Genomic DNA, 16,313 nt, shown 5'->3' with positions numbered 1-16,313 from the left:
TCTTTACAATGGATGCAAACCGTTGATACGATAAGGGAAAACGACGTTGACGATTCTTCATCAAGTAGGTGAATGTGATGAAAGATTTCCCGATTCGGTTTGTATTGACAGATGAAGCGATTACTCCAAGTGCTGGGCTTGCTCTCGTGGGCTACTTACTGCACCAAACGAAGCTGGATAAACGAGTAAACGCCCTTCGGCTCCCAACGGTTCGTCGAGATGTGCACATTTCCCATAGCGATGTCATTCGCTCGATGATTGGCTTGCTTGCCACAGGAAAAACGGATTTTGATCATATCGAAGCGTATCGTCAGGACGATATCTTTTCGACATCAATGGGCATTCGGCACGTACCTTCCTCCCCAACGTTGCGACAGCGTCTCGATCAGCTCGCTTGTCTTCCGATGATCGAAACCATCATTTGGGAGGAATCGATGCGTCTGTTGGTTCGACAACACGCTACCTTGTCCCCTTGTTGGGCGAAAGGGAAAACGACATGGCTTCCCCTTGATATAGATGCTTCCCCATTTGACAACTCCGATACGAAGAAAGAAGGAGTGAGTCGAACGTATAAAGGATTTGACGGTTTTACGCCGTTGTTTGCGTACGCAGGGAAGGAAGGGTATATCGTTCATGCCGAGCTGCGTCCAGGGAAACAACATGTACAAGACAACATGCCTTCGTTTTTAACTACCGCCATCCGTCGAGCTCGTCCGCTGACCTCGTCTCGTCTGCTTGTCCGCATGGATGCAGGAAACGATGCGGAAGCGAATGTGCACGTATGTCTAAAGGAAGACGTGGACTTTGTCATCAAGCGAAACTTACGCCGAGAATCGAAAGCGCTTTGGTTCCAGATCGCTTCGCAAAAGGGCAGACGCGTCGATGATGGACAAACAGAAGGAGTACAAACGTATGAGTTATGCCTTCCACAGACAGCAGCAATCGATGGACACACGTATACGTACGTTCAAGTCACCCAAGTGACGGAACGAACGATGGAACGAAATGGACAGCTGATGCTCGTTCCTGATTACGAAGTCGAAAGCTACTGGGTGCGCCTCGAAGGATACGAGCATGTTCGAATGAGTGATGTGCTCGCATTGTATCACGATCATGCGACATGCGAACAGTTTCATAGCGAACTGAAAAGCGACTTAGATTTAGAGCGACTTCCATCAGGGAAGATGAAAACGAATGCGCTCGTGTTAGTCATGGGAGCATTCGTGTACAACCTTCTTCGCCTGATTGGACAAGATCTATTAAGCGATCCGAGACATCCATTACATCATAAAGTGAAACGCCGCCGCATCAAGACGATCATTCAGACGGTGATCACGATGGCAGGTCGACTCGTCCGCCGATCACGACAGATCTGGATGAAACTGACGCGAAGGAGTGGGTACAGTATACTCCTACTGAATGTGTATCAAAAATGGAAAGAGGCAAGATAACAAACAGATGTTCGGGTACTCATATCCATCACTCCCCCCTGTACTTTTTTTGTCTCTTTTTTGGTTTGTATCTCCATAAAAGAGGATTTATCTCGTTTTCAAACATGAAAGTGGTGCAGGGAATCATCAAAAAAAGGGATGTATGGATCATATATCCATAGAACTAACACCAAAATCAAAGTTGATTTCCAACCATCACGGATTCAGGTTATACATAGTTTTATCGGAGTTAGAAACTTTGATTTCTCTGGATTCAATCAACTGTTAAAAAAGGGAAAATCTCTTTGTATGAAGGGTTATCCTTGTTTTCCTCACAATCACATGCCAAACCCGCCTCTTGATAGGCTTTCATCAGTATTTTGGATTGTTTCGATGTACGGCATGCCCTTTCAGCCCAATCCTTGTCTCTCGTTCTCTGCTACTCCCGCTCCCATTCTCCCTTACAATCAGGACATTGCCATCGAATGACCCGGTCTGCCTCCAGACCGGATATGCCGATTTTTCTGCTAGCCGCCAAGCAAGCCGTTGAAGCCCATCACGGTGCACTTTCCGAGGAAGAAGCGAGACGGTTGGAACGTGCGTATGATCGTATTCTAGAAAGAGCACAACACCGATTGGAAGCGAAGACGCCTCTTCCGAAAAAAGCACTCGCTTTTGTTCGACGCCTTCAAAAACGAAAGGAAGAAGCGCTGCGTTTCTTACGTGAAGTACATGTTCCCTTTGACAACAACCAAGCCGAACGCGATCTTCGCATGGTCAAAGTCAAAGAGAACATCTCGGGTACGTTTCGCGAAGAAACATTCGCCCAGTCTTTTTGTATCACAAGAAGCATCGTTTCCACACTGACGAAACACGAAAAAAATGTGTGGGATTCGTTATGTCTTCTGTTGACAGGTGACACGCTTGATCATGTTCTTTCTACCACTTAGGGCATTTTCTATTACGGGGATGCCCTATTTGTGTTGCGCTTCTTTACATACTACTATCGGAGTGAATAGTTACTCGAATCGAAATAAAAGAAGACGGTTCACCGAAAATTTATTATCGGTTTGCAAATGATTTTTTAAATGAATAAAGGATATAGGAAAAGCCCGTTTCATTGATTTTTAGAAACGAGCTTTTCCAAATATTTATTTTTTTATAAGCAACGCGCAACACTCCACATGATTCGTATGCGGAAACATGTCGACCGGCTGCACTTCGAGTGTCTTATACCCGCCGTCTTCGAGGATGCGCAAGTCACGAGCGAGTGTGGCCGGGTTGCAGGATACGTACACCACCCGCTTTGGCTTCATGGCGATAATCGTTTGCAATAACGATTCGTCGCAGCCTTTGCGCGGCGGGTCAACGACGATGCAGTCAGCTTCGATGCCTTGTTCGTACCATTTCGGAATGACGACTTCCGCTTCACCGACGGCAAATTCGGCGTTGTCGATGCCGTTCAGCTTCGCGTTGCGTTTAGCGTCCTCAATCGCTTCTGGAACGACTTCGACACCGTACACTTTTTTTGCTTTTTTCGCCAGGAAAAGAGAAATTGTTCCAATGCCGCAGTAAGCGTCAATGACGGTTTCTTCACCTGTTAACTCCGCATATTCGAGCGCCTTTTCATACAGCACTTTCGTCTGTTCCGGGTTCACTTGATAGAAGGAACGGGCCGAGATCGCGAATTGAATGTCACCGATGTAATCGTAAATGTATTCAGCTCCCCACAGTACTTTCGTCTCGTCACCCATAATGACATTTGTCCGTTTCGGATTGATGTTTTGAATAATGGACTTCACATTTGGTACCGTTTCAATAATTTCTTGAACGATTTTCTTTTTATGCGGCAACTCCTCGGTGCGTGTAATCAAAACGACCATCACTTCTTTCGTCGTTGCCCCGTAGCGAGCCATTATGTGACGGAGAGTACCTTTATGCGTTTGTTCGTTGTAGGCTGGGATGTTATACTTCTCACAAATTTGTTTGACCGTTTGCACGACGATATCGTTCATTTCTTGCTGGATCAAACAGGTGTCCATATCGATAATGTCGTGGCTTCTTTCTTTGTAAAAACCTGCGACAAGTCCGCCTTCGCGCTCACCGACGGGCACTTGCGCCTTATTGCGATAGCGCCACGGATTGCTCATGCCAAGCACAGGATGAACAATGACATCTTCAATTTTCCCGATGCGAGCAAGCACTTCTTTTACATGTTTATGTTTCGCTTTCAATTGCCCTTCATAGCTAAGGTGCTGCAGCTGGCAGCCCCCGCATTGCTTATAAACCGCACACGGTGCCTCTACGCGATCTGCGCTTGGCTCATATAATTCAATTAAACGACCGTAGCCGTAGCCTTTTTTTACTTTAATGACTTTAATTTTCGCTTTCTCTCCTGGGAGCCCGTTCGCGACAAAAATCGGAAAGCCATCGATTTTTGCCACGCCTGCACCGTCGTGTGTTAAGTCTTCAAATACGACATCGTAATATTCGTTTTTTGCCACTGGTGCTTCCATGTTTCTTTCTCCTTCCGCAAAATGCTGTCAAGATTTTAGCATAATCGAACAAAAAAGAACAGGATTACTCCCCTGCTCTCATTTGTTCTGCTTTTTCCTTTGGTACAAATACTTCAACGCCAAGCAACACTAAGAGAAACGGCCACCAGCTCGCAAAAATGTCTGCAGCTCCCATTCCTTCCCATTGAGAAATAAACAACACGATGCCAAGCAAAATAAGAGAGGCTCCCATTGACACCGTCCCAACGCGCCATTTTCTCATTTCGTCCCCTCCTTCTTCTCTTTACTGCCTAAAAGCAGCTTGAAGCCGCCACCAATTAACAAAATGCAAACGATCGTTGTTTGGAAAAATTGATTGTACCAGTAATAAATATCGATTTGTAATAGCTTTGATAGATGCGAAGCAAATGCTGGAAGCAGGATGCTGTCAAGCAAATAATAAAGACCTAACAACAATAATCCGAATCCAACCCATCTTTGATGATTGATAAAGTAGGAAACGATCGGCTGATCCTCAAGCTCTTCTTTGCCATACTTCGACGCCTTCTGCAATGCGTCAAAAAAGCTGTAAAACCAAATGAGCGGAATAAGGAAGAAAAAGGCAGACAGTCTTAACACATCCATCACATAAATCGCCAGCAAAAAGGCGGCCATTAACTGCAAGCCTCTGCGCTGTAATCCTAGGTACATATGACCCGCACCCGGAAAAATCGAAAGGAGAGTCGCAAGTGTTTTGCTTTTCCTTCCATCCTCGCGTTTCGCTTCAAAATCTTCGAAAATCGTTCGATCGACCAGTGACTCGCCGTTTTGTTTTCGATTGAGCTGTTGAACAACATCAAACATGTTGTAAATCCAAACGATCGGCAAAATTCCTAAAAAAACTAAGAAACTGCCTTCATGCAGCAATACCGTTACAAAAAATATCATGATCATAAGCCCAAAGAAGCTGATTAATAACGTTAACCCTCGGTTCATCAAGCCGAGCCGGAAATGCCCGAGCCCGGGAATGAAGGAAAGAAGAATCGTGTAAAACTTCTCGTTGTCCTGATTTGCCTGTAAAACCTCTCCTTGGACAAGTGTATGCTCCGGCTGTCTTTTGATGAGTGTAAGAATCATATCTAAAATACTGACCAACCAAATCAATAAAGAAAAGAGGACGATCGCCAACGGTTCACTACTATATGTCAGAAAGACAAGACCGACCGCGAGCACAATCGGCGCAAAAAAGGAAAAGCTATAAAACACTCCCCTTGCTTTTTTATTTAAATAAAAATGCCCAGCACCAGGGATAAATGATAAAAAGAACGCAACTAACGAATTTTTGTTCATCGATTATTCACTTCCTCCTTTTGATTTACCTTTAGCCAATCGAGAAATGATAATGTTTTATCCATCCATTGTTCCGTATAGGCCGGCCTGTTTTCTGATAAATCTGTTCCAACAACGCCGACATTTGTGACTAATTGAAAAATTCCCGAAGACATAAACCCAATCGTAATCGCAGCGGCAATTCCGTAATGAAGCAATTTTTGCTTCGTCTGTGTCTGCTTCGTACGCTTTGGCTTTTTATATTGTTCAACTTGTGCAAGGATGACATCGGCTGAAACAGCTTCATCGGAAGGATTCGGCAAGTCGGAAGCATTTTCTTCAATGAGCTCCATATATACCGCTAAGCATTGATCACAACTATAAAGGTGGCTCTCCATTTCCTCTCTTTTTTCCTCTGGCAGTACATCACAAATGAACTGCCGCCATTCTTCGTTCGTGTAATGACTCATTGAAAATCCTCCTCCCTCCAATGCTTTCTTAGCCAGCTGCGTGCTCTGTAAAGCTTTGTCTCGACCGTTTTCACTTCGACATTTTGTTCTTTCGCAATTTGTTGATACGATTTTTCATCTATGTAATAAGCGTAAATAACATCTCGATAGTTAGGCGGAATTTCCTCAAGACGTTGGCGGATTCGCTCTCGCTCCTCTTTTTTCATAACCGAAACTTCAACCCTTTCATCGGCTTCGGCCTCAATGGACTCCATTACTTCTTCACGCTGCCGCTGCATTTTCCGCTTGACATCAATCGCGTAGTTCACAGCAATGCGCGTCATCCATGTTTTAAAGCCTTGTGACTGATATCGGGGGAGTGAAAGATAAATCCGCACAAATACTTCCTGCGTAACATCCTCGGCATCTTTTTCGTTGCGAATAATCGAGTACACCGTTTTAAATAAATAATTGCGGTATTTCTCGATTAACAGGCGAAATGCATGCTCGTCTCCTTTCCTTGCTTTCGCGATTAATGCTTCGTCCTGAATCTCACTCTCCCCCTTTCTATCTGTCTTCACTTATATAGACGAAATCATTAGCCGTTTGCCCTACACTTTTTTGTAATTTTTTTCGTGTCAATTTTTGTGAAATAAAAAAACGCCTAGGAAACAGGCGCTCCATCTTTTTCTCCTTAAATCTTCAAAAGTGACGTCATAATATTCGTTTTTTGCCACTGGTGCTTCCATGTTTCTTTCTCCTTCCGCAAAATGCTGTCAAGATTGTAGCATAATCGAACAAAAAAGAACAGGATTACTCCCCTGTTCTCATTTGTTCAGCTTTTTCTTTCGGAACAAATACATTCATATGGCGATATAAGTTAACAAATTCGCCCGGAAGCATGCCGCCATACTCGCCGTCTAAATTGAGTTGCATATTTTCTTCCGTGTACACTTTGACGCGGTTTGCTTTCGTATAAATGATGTGCGGATCGTGAATATGCTCACCGCGTAGAGCCAGCGTCGCAATTTTAATAAATTCAGCTAAGTTCGTTTCTTTTAAAATAATTAAATCAAACATGCCATCATTTAATGATGAATCAGGTGCTAGTTTTTCAAAACCACCGACCGAGTTCGTCAGCGAAACGAGGAACAGCATGACAGCCCCTTCAAACATTTTTCCATCGTACTCGATTTTGACATGGACAGGGTGCAAGGAAGGAAGCATTTCAATTCCTTTTAAATAATAGGCCAGTTGACCAAGCATTGTTTTTAATTTGCTTGGCACTTCGTACGTTAACTCCGTCAAACGTCCGCCACCAGCAATGTTAACAAAATAATGCGTCTTTCCTTCGTTCGTTACCGCTCCAATATCAATTGGCACGGCTTCCCCGTTCACGATGACATCACATGCTCCTTCTATAGAGCGTGGCACACCGATCGCGCGGGCGAAGTCGTTCGTCGTTCCGACTGGAATAATGCCAAGGTTCGGGCGATATGACGCATCCGCTAACCCGTTGACGACTTCGTTAATCGTGCCATCTCCACCAGCAGCAATAACAAGATCAAATTCGCGTTCGACCGCTTTTCTCGCTGCCTCTGTCGCATCCCCTGCCCCTGTTGTCGCATGACATGACGTTTCATATCCTGCTTGTTCTAACCGAATGAGTACATCAGGCAAATGCTTTTTAAATACTTCCCTTCCCGACGTCGGATTATAAATAATACGTGCTCGTTTCATCCCCATCATCCTATTTATTTTATTTTTCCACCATTTAACATCATACCAAATTTTCACAACCATTGCAACGAACAAAAGAAAGCCGACTCAACGGAGCCAGCTTACTTGAACATTTCATACCAAATTTTTATCACAGTCGCTACGATTAATACAAGCAAAATGTATTCGAGCACTTTTGTATTTAAGTTTGTAGAAAATAATGACTCCTCGCTTTTCCTAATCACTTCTATTTTTCTATTTTCACTCATTTTTCATCAACATTTGATATCATGAAAGAAAAAAGGTGATGAGGATGAAAGTGTTGCTTGCTGAAGACGATATATATTTAGGTGAACTCATTGTCCATTTATTGAAGAAAAAAGGAGTCGAACATATTGACTGGGTGCAAGAAGGAGAGGACGCTTACGATTATGCCCTCGCTTCGTTTTATGATGTGATCATTTTAGATTGGATGTTGCCAAATAGCGATGGGGTGAGCGTATGTCAACGTTTAAGAAAACATGGTTATCACGGAGCGATTTTAATGTTAACCGCAAAAGATGCGGTTCAAGATCGCGTTGAAGGACTGGAAGCCGGAGCGGACGATTATTTAGTGAAACCGTTTGAAATCGACGAGCTTATGGCGCGGCTGAAAGCATTGTCTCGGCGCACGTTCGCACCGATTCAAGAAGAAATTGTTCGCTGGGGAGCGTTTGAAGTCAATCGTACAAGCCATACACTGTTGAAAGATGGTGAACAAATTATATTAACCCCACGTGAATTTCAACTACTTGATTTATTATTACAAAATAGAGGACGCGTTCTAACACGCGACATTATTCTTGATCGCATTTGGGGATACGATGCGGACGTATCGATGAAAACGATTGACGCAACCGTTAAGCTATTGCGTAAAAAAATTGGCGATGAACAACAACAACTCATTAAAACGGTACGCGGGGTGGGATATACCATTGAAAAATAGTATACGATCTTTGTTTCATCATTCCGATATGTTTCGCCGCACACAATCGCGATTAACTGCCACATATAGCGGTATTCTTATCGCTTTTTTAGCCATCTTTATCGCGGTTGTTTCTTTTCTTATTCATACCGTTATTACAAATGACCAAGAGCGACGCATTCGAACGCTCGCCGAACAAGAAGGCCAAACGATTGAAAACATGCTAAAAGAGCAATCGTTTATCGGGTGGTCTAGCGATCAAAACGTCATATTTTTAAGTGAAGATCAACTATTTTTTTACGTCATTGATACACGTGGACGATTGATGATGGGAGATGAAGTGAATAAAGGATTGCGACCGCTGCTCCTTTCGACGCTTCAACCGTGGACGCCAGAAAAAAACGAATTGAGATATGTCGAAGTCACGATCCCCCATCATCGCTATGAGTTAAAACGATTTCGTGCGGATGAATTAAAAATATTAACGGCTGCCCGACCAGTAATTGTTGACCGACAACTTATCGGCATTTTATACGTTGGGATGGATGCGACAAGCATGTTTCGCTTGCTCAAATGGTCGACATTTATTTTGCTTAGTCTAGGCGTCTTATTTATCGCTGTCGCTATTGCCTTTAGCTATTTCATGTCCAAACGAGCGCTCATCCCCATTCAAGATGCTTACAATCGGCAACGTCAATTTGTGGCAGATGCTTCCCATGAGTTGCGCACGCCGCTTAGCGTCATTTTTTCCTCTGTTGAAGCGTTAAAAATGGATACGTCATTAACATCCGATGAATTTAGCCGAAAAACGATCGAACGTCTAGGGGATGAAACGAAACGAATGACAAAGCTCATTAATAACCTTCTCACCCTTGCGCGTACAGACGATGCAAAGCTACAAATTGAAAGAAAACCGTTTGAACTACGTGCATGTGCAGAACGTACGTTACAGTCGTTACAAGAGCTTGCAAATAAAAAGAACATTACGCTTCAGTTTCATGCGTCTGAACAAATTGAATTTGTTGGAGACGAGGACAAATGTACACAACTGTTGTACATTTTGCTTGATAATGCCATCAAATATACACCTGAAGGCGGAACAGTTTCCCTATCGTTAGCTCAACACGTAATAAAACAACGAAAAGTAGTAACCATCTCTGTGGCTGATACAGGTATTGGAATTGCTCCTGAGCATCTTCCCCGCATTTTTGACCGATTTTATCGTGCAGACAAAGCGCGGACACGACAAATTGGCGGACACGGACTTGGGCTTTCTATCGCAAAATGGATTGTCGAAGCACATGAAGGAAACATTCAAGTACAGAGCGAAGTGGGAAAAGGAACGACATTCACGATCACTTTTCCAAATGATAAACGTGCATAAATATGTTGCACGTTTTTTTCTTTTTCACCTAATTTTCTCTTTTCTCTTGTACAATTCAAACTGTAAATAACGAAGGAGGTGATAGATGTGAAAAAACGAACGGTTTTCTTCTTGATCGGTGGACTAGTTGTCATCGCCGTATTCGCGCACATCGCTACTTATTTCATGCACATCGGTTGGAGCGGACGAATGCCAGCAGAACACATAATGGGAATGGGTAAACATCATCGCGCGTTCGGTCATCACGGTCCACAAATGATGCGACCACACGGTATGCCAATGTTCGGATGGATTCCTTTCCTTCTTCAGCTGGCATTAGTCATCATCGGATGGATTGTTTGGAAAACGACGCGCGGTGGTGGGAAGTGGATTGGCGGTGCGCTGATGGCAATTGGGCTCATTGCGCTTTTACCAAAAACGTTGCTCGCCGTCTTAGCGATCATTGCAGCGTACGTTTTACTAAAAAACAAAACAAAGCCGACACCTGAATTTGCACCATTTGTCTCACCAATTCAAAGCCATAGCTTTTTAGATGAATGGGAAAAAACAATACAAAAGGAGGAAAAATAAATGGGCATTTTGAAACGTGTCAAACATGTCGTCCTTGCTGACTTGCATGATATGATCGACAAATGCGAAGATCCAATTCGCATGACGAAACAGTACATTCGTGAACTAGAAGAACAGCTTGAACAAGCACAACAAGCATTGGCACAACAGTTTGTGCTAGAACAAAAATATGAGCGTCTCATCGCAGATGCAAAAGAAATGATCGAAAAACGGGCTCGCCAAGCAAAATTAGCTGTAGAAAAAAATGAAGAGCCGATCGCAAAGATGGCCCTTCAAGAAAAAATCGCCTATGAAAAAAAATTAGAGCTATATACGCAACAATACAACACATTAAAAGAAAAAACAACCGTTTTAACGGAAAAAGTGAAACAATTGTACGAAACGTACGAGCAATTAAAATTGAAACAAATGCAATTAATGACGCGCTTTTATGTCGCTGAAACGATGAAACAAATGGATGAGGCGATCACATCTTTCCGTTATGACCATGTCATAAAAGGCTTTGCACGCATGGAAGAAAAAGTGATGTTGCTTGAAGCAGAAGCAAAAGCTCGCTCAGCCATTCAAACGTTGCCCCCTCAATCATTTGATATAGAAGTCGAACAACAACTGAAACAATTAAAAGGTGAGTAACACGGCTGTTGATTATCCAAAATTAGGCATACTCCTCCCATATATTCGGGCATACTCAAATAAGACAGCTGCCATCTCGGATTTCCATTCGAGAGGAAGTTGCCCAGAGAAAAAACGACGGACAAACGAAAGAAAGGTAAGGGACGAGGTTGTCCGTTTTTCCGTTCGATGATATAGCCATCTCAGTAACACATAAGCGATAAATGCCGCAAAAAGTTGGTTGTATACCGCATGCTCGTTGTTGCCAAATAAGGTCGGAACGTTTAGATATTGCTTGATCCATCGGAAAAACACTTCCACTGTCCAACGTTCTTGATACATCTCGGCAATCTTTTCCGCCGATGCCTCTAAGACGTTCGTGACCACACGGATTTCATGCCCGTTCGCATCCTGAAAGATCACGACGCGATGGCGCTTTTTGGAACGACATTGTTTCGTTCCTAACTGGCAAGTAAAATCCGCCACAATAGAAGAAGAGGAGGAAGAAAGGCGCTTTAGGCTCTTTTTTTGATGGATCTCGACATTGTCTTTCATCCGAATCACAAACGGTTGCTTCTGTTCGACAAACCGATCGAGGCGTTCAATTTTAAAGTACGCTCGATCTTCGACAAGAACCGTTTGTACGTCTGTGAGCCGCTCTCCCACCGGTCCATCGTGGCGCAACCCTACGGTTTCTACGATGTCGCTCGGCATTTGTTGCTCAGGGGAATACGCGACGTGCATTTTCACTCCGGATCGTTCCCCATGATAGGGTGCCCATGTCAGGCGGTTTTTCCCCACGGTGACGGTCGTGGAGTCTACTATACGCAATGCTTTTGGAAAGCGAAGCGAACGGCGGGTTTGGCGATTGCACTTAGAAACAACCAAAGCAAATAAGCGCTTCATCACCTCGTACGGAACTTCTTTCGCTTTCTTAGAAACCGTCGAGTAATGAAACGTCGGCAATCCGTACATTTTCGCCACATCGGCACCATGACGGAAACTTTTCCATTCGTGAAGTGCCGCCAGCAGAAAAAAATCAACCAACGTGCGCACCGTAAACGTCCGCGAAGTGTCATGGTAGCCAACGGCTTCGGTAATCGACTGGAGATCTTCATCAGAAACAATTTTTTGCATCAAATTTGGGAGTGTGGTATGCTTGTGCATAGAGAGCACCTCCTAGGTTTGTTTGTGTTGTTACTTACATTCTACAGGAAAGGTGCTCTTTTTTCTATGTTTTTTATGGATATTATTGGTTAATCAACACGCCTGTTCCGAAATTAATGTTTTCATCACTTAATCCGAAGAGCCTTTAAAAGTAAGATCAGCTAGTTCATCCTCTTCAACAATCAGCTATTAGGTGCATACACTTACTTTTTTAGTTCAAGAAGTTGAAAAACTCTGCAGTATTTTTATTTTTTATTAAAAAAAGTCTACATGAAATATCGATGGTGAGAAACAGAATGCTCACAAACCACATAATTCAATTAATTTACTTGATAAAACTCTCATAAAATCCTTTATGAAAATTAAATCATCCTACTTTTTGTCCTCCCTTATTTTTAAATATTGTACCCGTTATTTTGTCTTAATTTAAGAATACATAGGTATATACAAAAGAATGGATATTCACAAAGATAACAAGTTTCTCAAACAAATCGACTTTAAATCATTTTAAAGAAGCACTGTTCCTTGAGGTGATAATAAAAACGAGGAAATACCACTTTTGGCTAGGACGTTGTGCTTGGGGCGTTTCATTTGTGGAAAGATTATCACTAAAATAAAAATGACCACCCCAAAAAAGGGTGGTCATTGATCATTGTTTTATATTTATTAGCATTAACAACTGATCATCTTAACAATTATCAGCATCTCCGCCAAACCACGCTACAATATCGATATATGCGCAATAATCAACCGATTTATTGCGTGTAACACAATCTACAAGCTCTTTATCGCAACAATCATCTCCCCAACCAAAATTAGCATAGCATCTGTCATGAGCCCGGCAACAACTATCAATTGCGTTGATTGGGGTTCCACCACCTTTTGACATACCATCTCCGCAACCCGGTCCGCAGTGTCTATAAGTGCCTGCACATTCAACTAAGCAAAAGCTAAATGGGAAATCTTCAGCTTCTACATCGTTTTCCCTATTCATCAACTGAACAGCATAATTTGTTTCTTTAAAGAAGGTTGGGTCGAATTCCGTTCTAAATAGTTGCTTTACTTCACCATTACCAGTTCTTAAGCCAAGGACTTCTGTATTTTCTGGATCTGATACATCTGCAGAATAGTACATGAAAACATTATTGTCTTTTTGTGATTCTAGGATGTACAGTTTTGCGTGCTTCTCTTTGTTAAAAAGTACAATGGATTTAAACTGAGCCTTTCCATCATCCCAAACAACTTCCCCTTTAATTGCTTCAATTACTTGGAGGCCCTGTGTTGAGGTTGGATATTGTTGTTCCATAGCCTCTTTTAATTTTTTAAATGTGTCATCTTGTTCCACCTTGTTTAATAAGTCAGTTTGTTCTTCTTTTGACAATAGGATGATATTTTGTAACATATTATTTCCTCCTTATTTATTATTGATTGTAAAACCGAAAATGTAGCTACATTTTCAAACAATACTTCCAACTAACGCGTTAAAAGGAAGTAAAGGTGGTACCCGGATTCGAACCGGGGACCAAGGTTTTGCAGACTTCTGCCTTACCTCTTGGCTATACCACCATATTTTTTACCCAAGATCCTTTAGTAACGATACAAATTTCATTTTTTATATCTTAATAAGCAACTTACATATCATAAAGAAATCGAGAACAAGAATTTTACAACTATTTAAATGAATATTTTTAGAGGATTTTTTTGTTACTAAGGGTACGGGTAATGCTAGACCGTCTTGGAGACAATCAGAAATTGACATAGGAAAAGAATATCCAGAATATAGTGCTCAAAAATCTTTCAAAAACGGAAAAGAAGTACCTTATGGGACAAAAGGAAGCTCAAGACCAGATTTTTATAGAGAAGGATTTAGTATAGAGGTAAAAAATTATAAAATTACTACCCCAAGTGGTAGAAGCAGATTAGTAAACAATATTTCTACCCAAGTTGAAAAACGATTAAGTGATTTGCCGAGAGGTACTAAACAAACTGTTATTATCGATATACGGGGACAAAACGTATCGGAAGAAATACTAGATGATTTGTATGATAGAATAATGAAAAAACAAATGGTAAAGTAAATATTAGTTTAAAAACTAATGAGTGAGGTGACAGAATTGGCTGTAGGTTTGAAAGTAAAATATTACTGGTATCCAATTGGTCATGGTGATTTTTTACATTCGTTTTTTTCAACAGTAAGCTATCATTTAGAGCCAAATGGTTGGGGAACAAAGTATCCTCTTTTAGTAACTATTCACTCCGATAGTAGTATGTAAAGAAGCGCAACACAAATAGGGCATCCCCGTAATAGAAAATGCCCTAAGTGGTAGAAAGAACGCGATCAAGCGTGTCACCCGTCAACAGAAGACATAACGAATCCCACACGTTTTTTTCGTGTTTCGTCAGTGTGGAAACGATGCTTCTTGTGATACAAAAAGACTGGGCGAATGTTTCTACGCGAAACGTACCCGAAATGTTCTCTTTGACTTTAACCATGCGAAGATCGCGTTCGGCTTGGTTGTTGTCAAAGGGAACATGTACTTCACGTAAGAAACGCAACGCTTCTTCCTTTCGTTTCTGAAGCCGTCGAACAAAAGCGAGTGCTTTTTTCGGAAGAGGTGTCATCGTTTCCAATCGATGTTGTGCTCTTTCTAGGATGCGATCATACACTCGTTCCCACCGTCTCGCTTCTTCTTCGGAAAGTGCACCGTGATGGGCTTCGACGGCTTGCTTGGCGGCTAACAGAAACGTGGTCATGCGCATCGCCCACGTATGCCCTTGTTCGATGAATCCTTTTAACTCACGCAAATGGTGGGCATGACAAAGGGCATGGGTGGCATGTGTGTATTTCGGATACGTACCGAACCCATCGTGCATCATCGTCCCTTTGTATTGTGGAAGAATCCCGATCTCATCCGTTGCTTTCTTTCCACGAGAAGCGTGAGAAGCCAAGTATGTATATCTCGATGTACACGCGACATGCACCCATGCGAGTTTCCCATTGATGCGCAAACTCGTTTCATCGACATGCAGGATGTTGGATTCAAGTAAGGCGTCTTCGATGATGTCCATATTTGATTCCAGCGCTTCGCGTCCTCGTTTCACCATATTGGCAAGGGTTCCTGTACTAATCGAGTGTTGATATAACGCTTCGATTGTATCACTTAAACGCTTGTACGGGATCAATTGGATATGATGTAAATAAACAACGAGCGCAGTAAGGCGTGGACCGTATTGCACATGATTCGTGACATGGGATGGGAATTCGGCTTGTTGCACGCATCGACAATGCGGACACGATTTCACTTCACGTTCATGTTGTGTCACCTCGATCGCCACAGGAGGGACATCAAACACTTGACGGATATCGACTTTGAACGGTTTGACGTCACGCAAAGAAACCCCACATCCTTGACACGTATGCACACGGTGGACGACACGATGATGTGGATGTTCCACTTGACGGAGCGTCGTTCCTTGATGTCCTTCTTGTCCGCCTGGCTTGTTGCCAGATGGTTGACGAGAAGAACGTGTGTTGGCAAAACGGTCAGAAGATGGGGGCAAATGGCTATTGGAGCTGTTTTTTTTCGTGCGTGCTTCCAGCTCTTGAACACGGTACTTCAGTTGTTCATTTTCTTTGCGTAGCTGTTTGTTTTCTTTCAACAGTTGCTCAATGACTTGTTGTTGGTGAGTAATGAGCTGCTTTTGTTGTTGGACTTTGCTGATTAAGCTTTCAACTGTAAATACAGCTTGTTGTACCGTCAACATGCGATTCACCTCCTTGTCTATCAATATTCACATCATAGACAGGAAAAGCAAAAAATATTCAGCTCACTTTATGATGTGGCTGAATAGTTACCTCTTTTATTAGACAAACTATATAATGGTAAACTTGAGTATAAATATATTAAAGATGTTATTAAAGAAATAGATGAAATTCAAGAAAGTTTGAAAAATTACAGTCCATCACAAGTCGTTTGGGATATCGAAGACCTTTCAAAAACACCTCCATGGGGAGATAATATAAGTGATGAAATTACAGACTTATCTAACTATTTTGTTACAAGTGATGGGGAAGATTTAATAACTATTTTAAAAAAAGCATTAAATAAAGCTTTAAAAATAAAGTCAGACATTGAAATAGAAAGTATTTAAGAAAGTTTAAACTATGATTTTTGATAACCTTGAATGGCTATA

General features: G+C 42.2%; 14 protein-coding genes, 1 tRNA gene and 4 pseudogenes. 9 read left to right on the top strand and 10 right to left on the bottom strand.

The window, feature by feature from the left end; translation table 11 throughout:
* Positions 1-77: 77 nt before the first annotated feature.
* Together NSS60_RS01765 and NSS60_RS01760 are read left to right on the top strand one after the other, a co-directional pair.
* Positions 78-1,451, top strand: coding sequence for an IS1380 family transposase (locus NSS60_RS01765; protein WP_088223251.1), 1,374 nt, complete (start codon positions 78-80; stop codon positions 1,449-1,451).
* A 491-nt stretch (positions 1,452-1,942) separates the two neighbouring features.
* Positions 1,943-2,380, top strand: a pseudogene (locus tag NSS60_RS01760) (IS66 family transposase); the annotation flags it as partial.
* A 201-nt stretch (positions 2,381-2,581) separates the two neighbouring features.
* Here the strand turns inward: NSS60_RS01760 and rlmD are convergent.
* The 6 genes from rlmD to NSS60_RS01730 form a co-directional block, all read right to left on the bottom strand.
* Entirely contained in the window at positions 2,582-3,946 is a 1,365-nt protein-coding gene (gene rlmD, locus NSS60_RS01755; protein WP_004888831.1) for a 23S rRNA (uracil(1939)-C(5))-methyltransferase RlmD, read from the bottom strand.
* A 64-nt stretch (positions 3,947-4,010) separates the two neighbouring features.
* Positions 4,011-4,208 (bottom strand): LiaF transmembrane domain-containing protein, encoded by a 198-nt coding sequence (locus tag NSS60_RS01750; RefSeq protein ID WP_035018405.1) that lies wholly within the window; start codon positions 4,206-4,208, stop codon positions 4,011-4,013.
* Positions 4,205-5,275 carry a hypothetical protein gene (locus NSS60_RS01745; RefSeq protein ID WP_340720596.1) on the bottom strand — a complete coding sequence of 357 codons (1,071 nt, stop codon included), beginning with the start codon at positions 5,273-5,275 and terminating at the stop codon, positions 4,205-4,207. The genes NSS60_RS01750 and NSS60_RS01745 overlap by 4 nt, the downstream gene beginning before the upstream one ends.
* The gene (locus tag NSS60_RS01740; protein ID WP_064214461.1) at positions 5,272-5,724 is read right to left on the bottom strand and encodes a hypothetical protein; all 453 of its coding nucleotides are present in this window, start codon (positions 5,722-5,724) and stop codon (positions 5,272-5,274) included. The genes NSS60_RS01745 and NSS60_RS01740 overlap by 4 nt, the downstream gene beginning before the upstream one ends.
* Positions 5,721-6,284: an RNA polymerase sigma factor gene (locus tag NSS60_RS01735; protein WP_004888828.1), complete on the bottom strand. Its 564-nt coding sequence runs from the start codon at positions 6,282-6,284 to the stop codon at positions 5,721-5,723. Before NSS60_RS01735 ends, NSS60_RS01740 begins: the two co-directional genes overlap by 4 nt.
* Positions 6,285-6,516: 232 nt before the next feature.
* Positions 6,517-7,443: a diacylglycerol kinase gene (locus NSS60_RS01730; protein WP_340720595.1), complete on the bottom strand. Its 927-nt coding sequence runs from the start codon at positions 7,441-7,443 to the stop codon at positions 6,517-6,519.
* Positions 7,444-7,735: 292 nt separating this feature from the next.
* Between NSS60_RS01730 and NSS60_RS01725 the strand changes: the two genes are divergently transcribed.
* From NSS60_RS01725 to NSS60_RS01710, 4 genes are all read left to right on the top strand, one after another.
* Positions 7,736-8,407, top strand: coding sequence for a response regulator transcription factor (locus NSS60_RS01725; protein WP_064214464.1), 672 nt, complete (start codon positions 7,736-7,738; stop codon positions 8,405-8,407).
* Positions 8,397-9,770, top strand: a complete 1,374-nt coding sequence (locus NSS60_RS01720; protein WP_064214465.1) for a sensor histidine kinase — start codon at positions 8,397-8,399, stop codon at positions 9,768-9,770. Before NSS60_RS01725 ends, NSS60_RS01720 begins: the two co-directional genes overlap by 11 nt.
* 87 nt (positions 9,771-9,857) lie before the next feature.
* Positions 9,858-10,340 (top strand): hypothetical protein, encoded by a 483-nt coding sequence (locus NSS60_RS01715; RefSeq protein WP_064214466.1) that lies wholly within the window; start codon positions 9,858-9,860, stop codon positions 10,338-10,340.
* A complete protein-coding gene (locus NSS60_RS01710; protein WP_088223619.1) occupies positions 10,341-10,973 on the top strand; it encodes a PspA/IM30 family protein in 633 nt (210 codons plus the stop codon).
* A 12-nt stretch (positions 10,974-10,985) separates the two neighbouring features.
* Here NSS60_RS01710 and NSS60_RS01705 read toward each other — a convergent pair whose 3' ends face one another.
* The 3 genes from NSS60_RS01705 to NSS60_RS01695 all read right to left on the bottom strand — a co-directional run bounded on the left by NSS60_RS01705 (position 10,986) and on the right by NSS60_RS01695 (position 13,685).
* On the bottom strand, positions 10,986-12,119 hold the full coding sequence (locus tag NSS60_RS01705) for an IS4 family transposase (RefSeq protein WP_064214037.1): 1,134 nt from the start codon (positions 12,117-12,119) through the stop codon (positions 10,986-10,988).
* Between the two features lie 688 nt (positions 12,120-12,807).
* Positions 12,808-13,521, bottom strand: a complete 714-nt coding sequence (locus NSS60_RS01700) for a hypothetical protein (protein ID WP_088223618.1) — start codon at positions 13,519-13,521, stop codon at positions 12,808-12,810.
* Between the two features lie 93 nt (positions 13,522-13,614).
* Positions 13,615-13,685: transfer RNA gene (locus tag NSS60_RS01695), tRNA-Cys, on the bottom strand.
* Between the two features lie 143 nt (positions 13,686-13,828).
* Here NSS60_RS01695 and NSS60_RS14950 point away from each other — a divergent pair.
* Both NSS60_RS14950 and NSS60_RS01690 read left to right on the top strand, forming a co-directional pair.
* Positions 13,829-14,223, top strand: a pseudogene (locus NSS60_RS14950) (pre-toxin TG domain-containing protein); the annotation flags it as partial.
* Positions 14,224-14,233: 10 nt separating this feature from the next.
* Positions 14,234-14,365: pseudogene (locus tag NSS60_RS01690) on the top strand (Imm70 family immunity protein); the annotation flags it as partial.
* Positions 14,366-14,435: 70 nt separating this feature from the next.
* On the opposite strand, the gene tnpC reads toward NSS60_RS01690, so the two are convergent.
* Complete coding sequence (gene tnpC, locus NSS60_RS01685) at positions 14,436-15,884, bottom strand: IS66 family transposase (RefSeq protein ID WP_088223283.1); 1,449 nt, start codon at positions 15,882-15,884, stop codon at positions 14,436-14,438.
* 102 nt (positions 15,885-15,986) lie between these two features.
* Here tnpC and NSS60_RS01680 point away from each other — a divergent pair.
* A pseudogene (locus tag NSS60_RS01680) lies at positions 15,987-16,271 on the top strand (Imm70 family immunity protein); the annotation flags it as partial.
* Between the last annotated feature and the right edge of the window lie 42 nt (positions 16,272-16,313).

Source organism: Anoxybacillus sp. FSL W8-0382, from assembly GCF_038003845.1.
GTDB lineage: Bacteria > Bacillota > Bacilli > Bacillales > Anoxybacillaceae > Anoxybacillus > Anoxybacillus flavithermus_G.
The sequence above is the reverse complement of the archived record's forward strand: the minus strand, read 5'-3'. Positions and strand labels throughout refer to the sequence as shown.

Bases quoted from the DNA above. Each gene is read 5' to 3' on its own strand.
- NSS60_RS01730 (WP_340720595.1), bottom strand. From the start codon at position 7,443: ATGAAACGAGCACGTATTATTTATAATCCGACGTCGGGAAGGGAAGTA.
- NSS60_RS01725 (WP_064214464.1), top strand. From the start codon at position 7,736: ATGAAAGTGTTGCTTGCTGAAGACGATATATATTTAGGTGAACTCATT.
- NSS60_RS01705 (WP_064214037.1), bottom strand. From the start codon at position 12,119: ATGCACAAGCATACCACACTCCCAAATTTGATGCAAAAAATTGTTTCT.
- NSS60_RS01700 (WP_088223618.1), bottom strand. From the start codon at position 13,521: ATGTTACAAAATATCATCCTATTGTCAAAAGAAGAACAAACTGACTTA.
- rlmD (WP_004888831.1), bottom strand. From the start codon at position 3,946: ATGGAAGCACCAGTGGCAAAAAACGAATATTACGATGTCGTATTTGAA.
- NSS60_RS01710 (WP_088223619.1), top strand. From the start codon at position 10,341: ATGGGCATTTTGAAACGTGTCAAACATGTCGTCCTTGCTGACTTGCAT.
- NSS60_RS01765 (WP_088223251.1), top strand. From the start codon at position 78: ATGAAAGATTTCCCGATTCGGTTTGTATTGACAGATGAAGCGATTACT.
- NSS60_RS01745 (WP_340720596.1), bottom strand. From the start codon at position 5,275: ATGAACAAAAATTCGTTAGTTGCGTTCTTTTTATCATTTATCCCTGGT.
- NSS60_RS01750 (WP_035018405.1), bottom strand. From the start codon at position 4,208: ATGAGAAAATGGCGCGTTGGGACGGTGTCAATGGGAGCCTCTCTTATT.
- tnpC (WP_088223283.1), bottom strand. From the start codon at position 15,884: ATGTTGACGGTACAACAAGCTGTATTTACAGTTGAAAGCTTAATCAGC.
- NSS60_RS01740 (WP_064214461.1), bottom strand. From the start codon at position 5,724: ATGAGTCATTACACGAACGAAGAATGGCGGCAGTTCATTTGTGATGTA.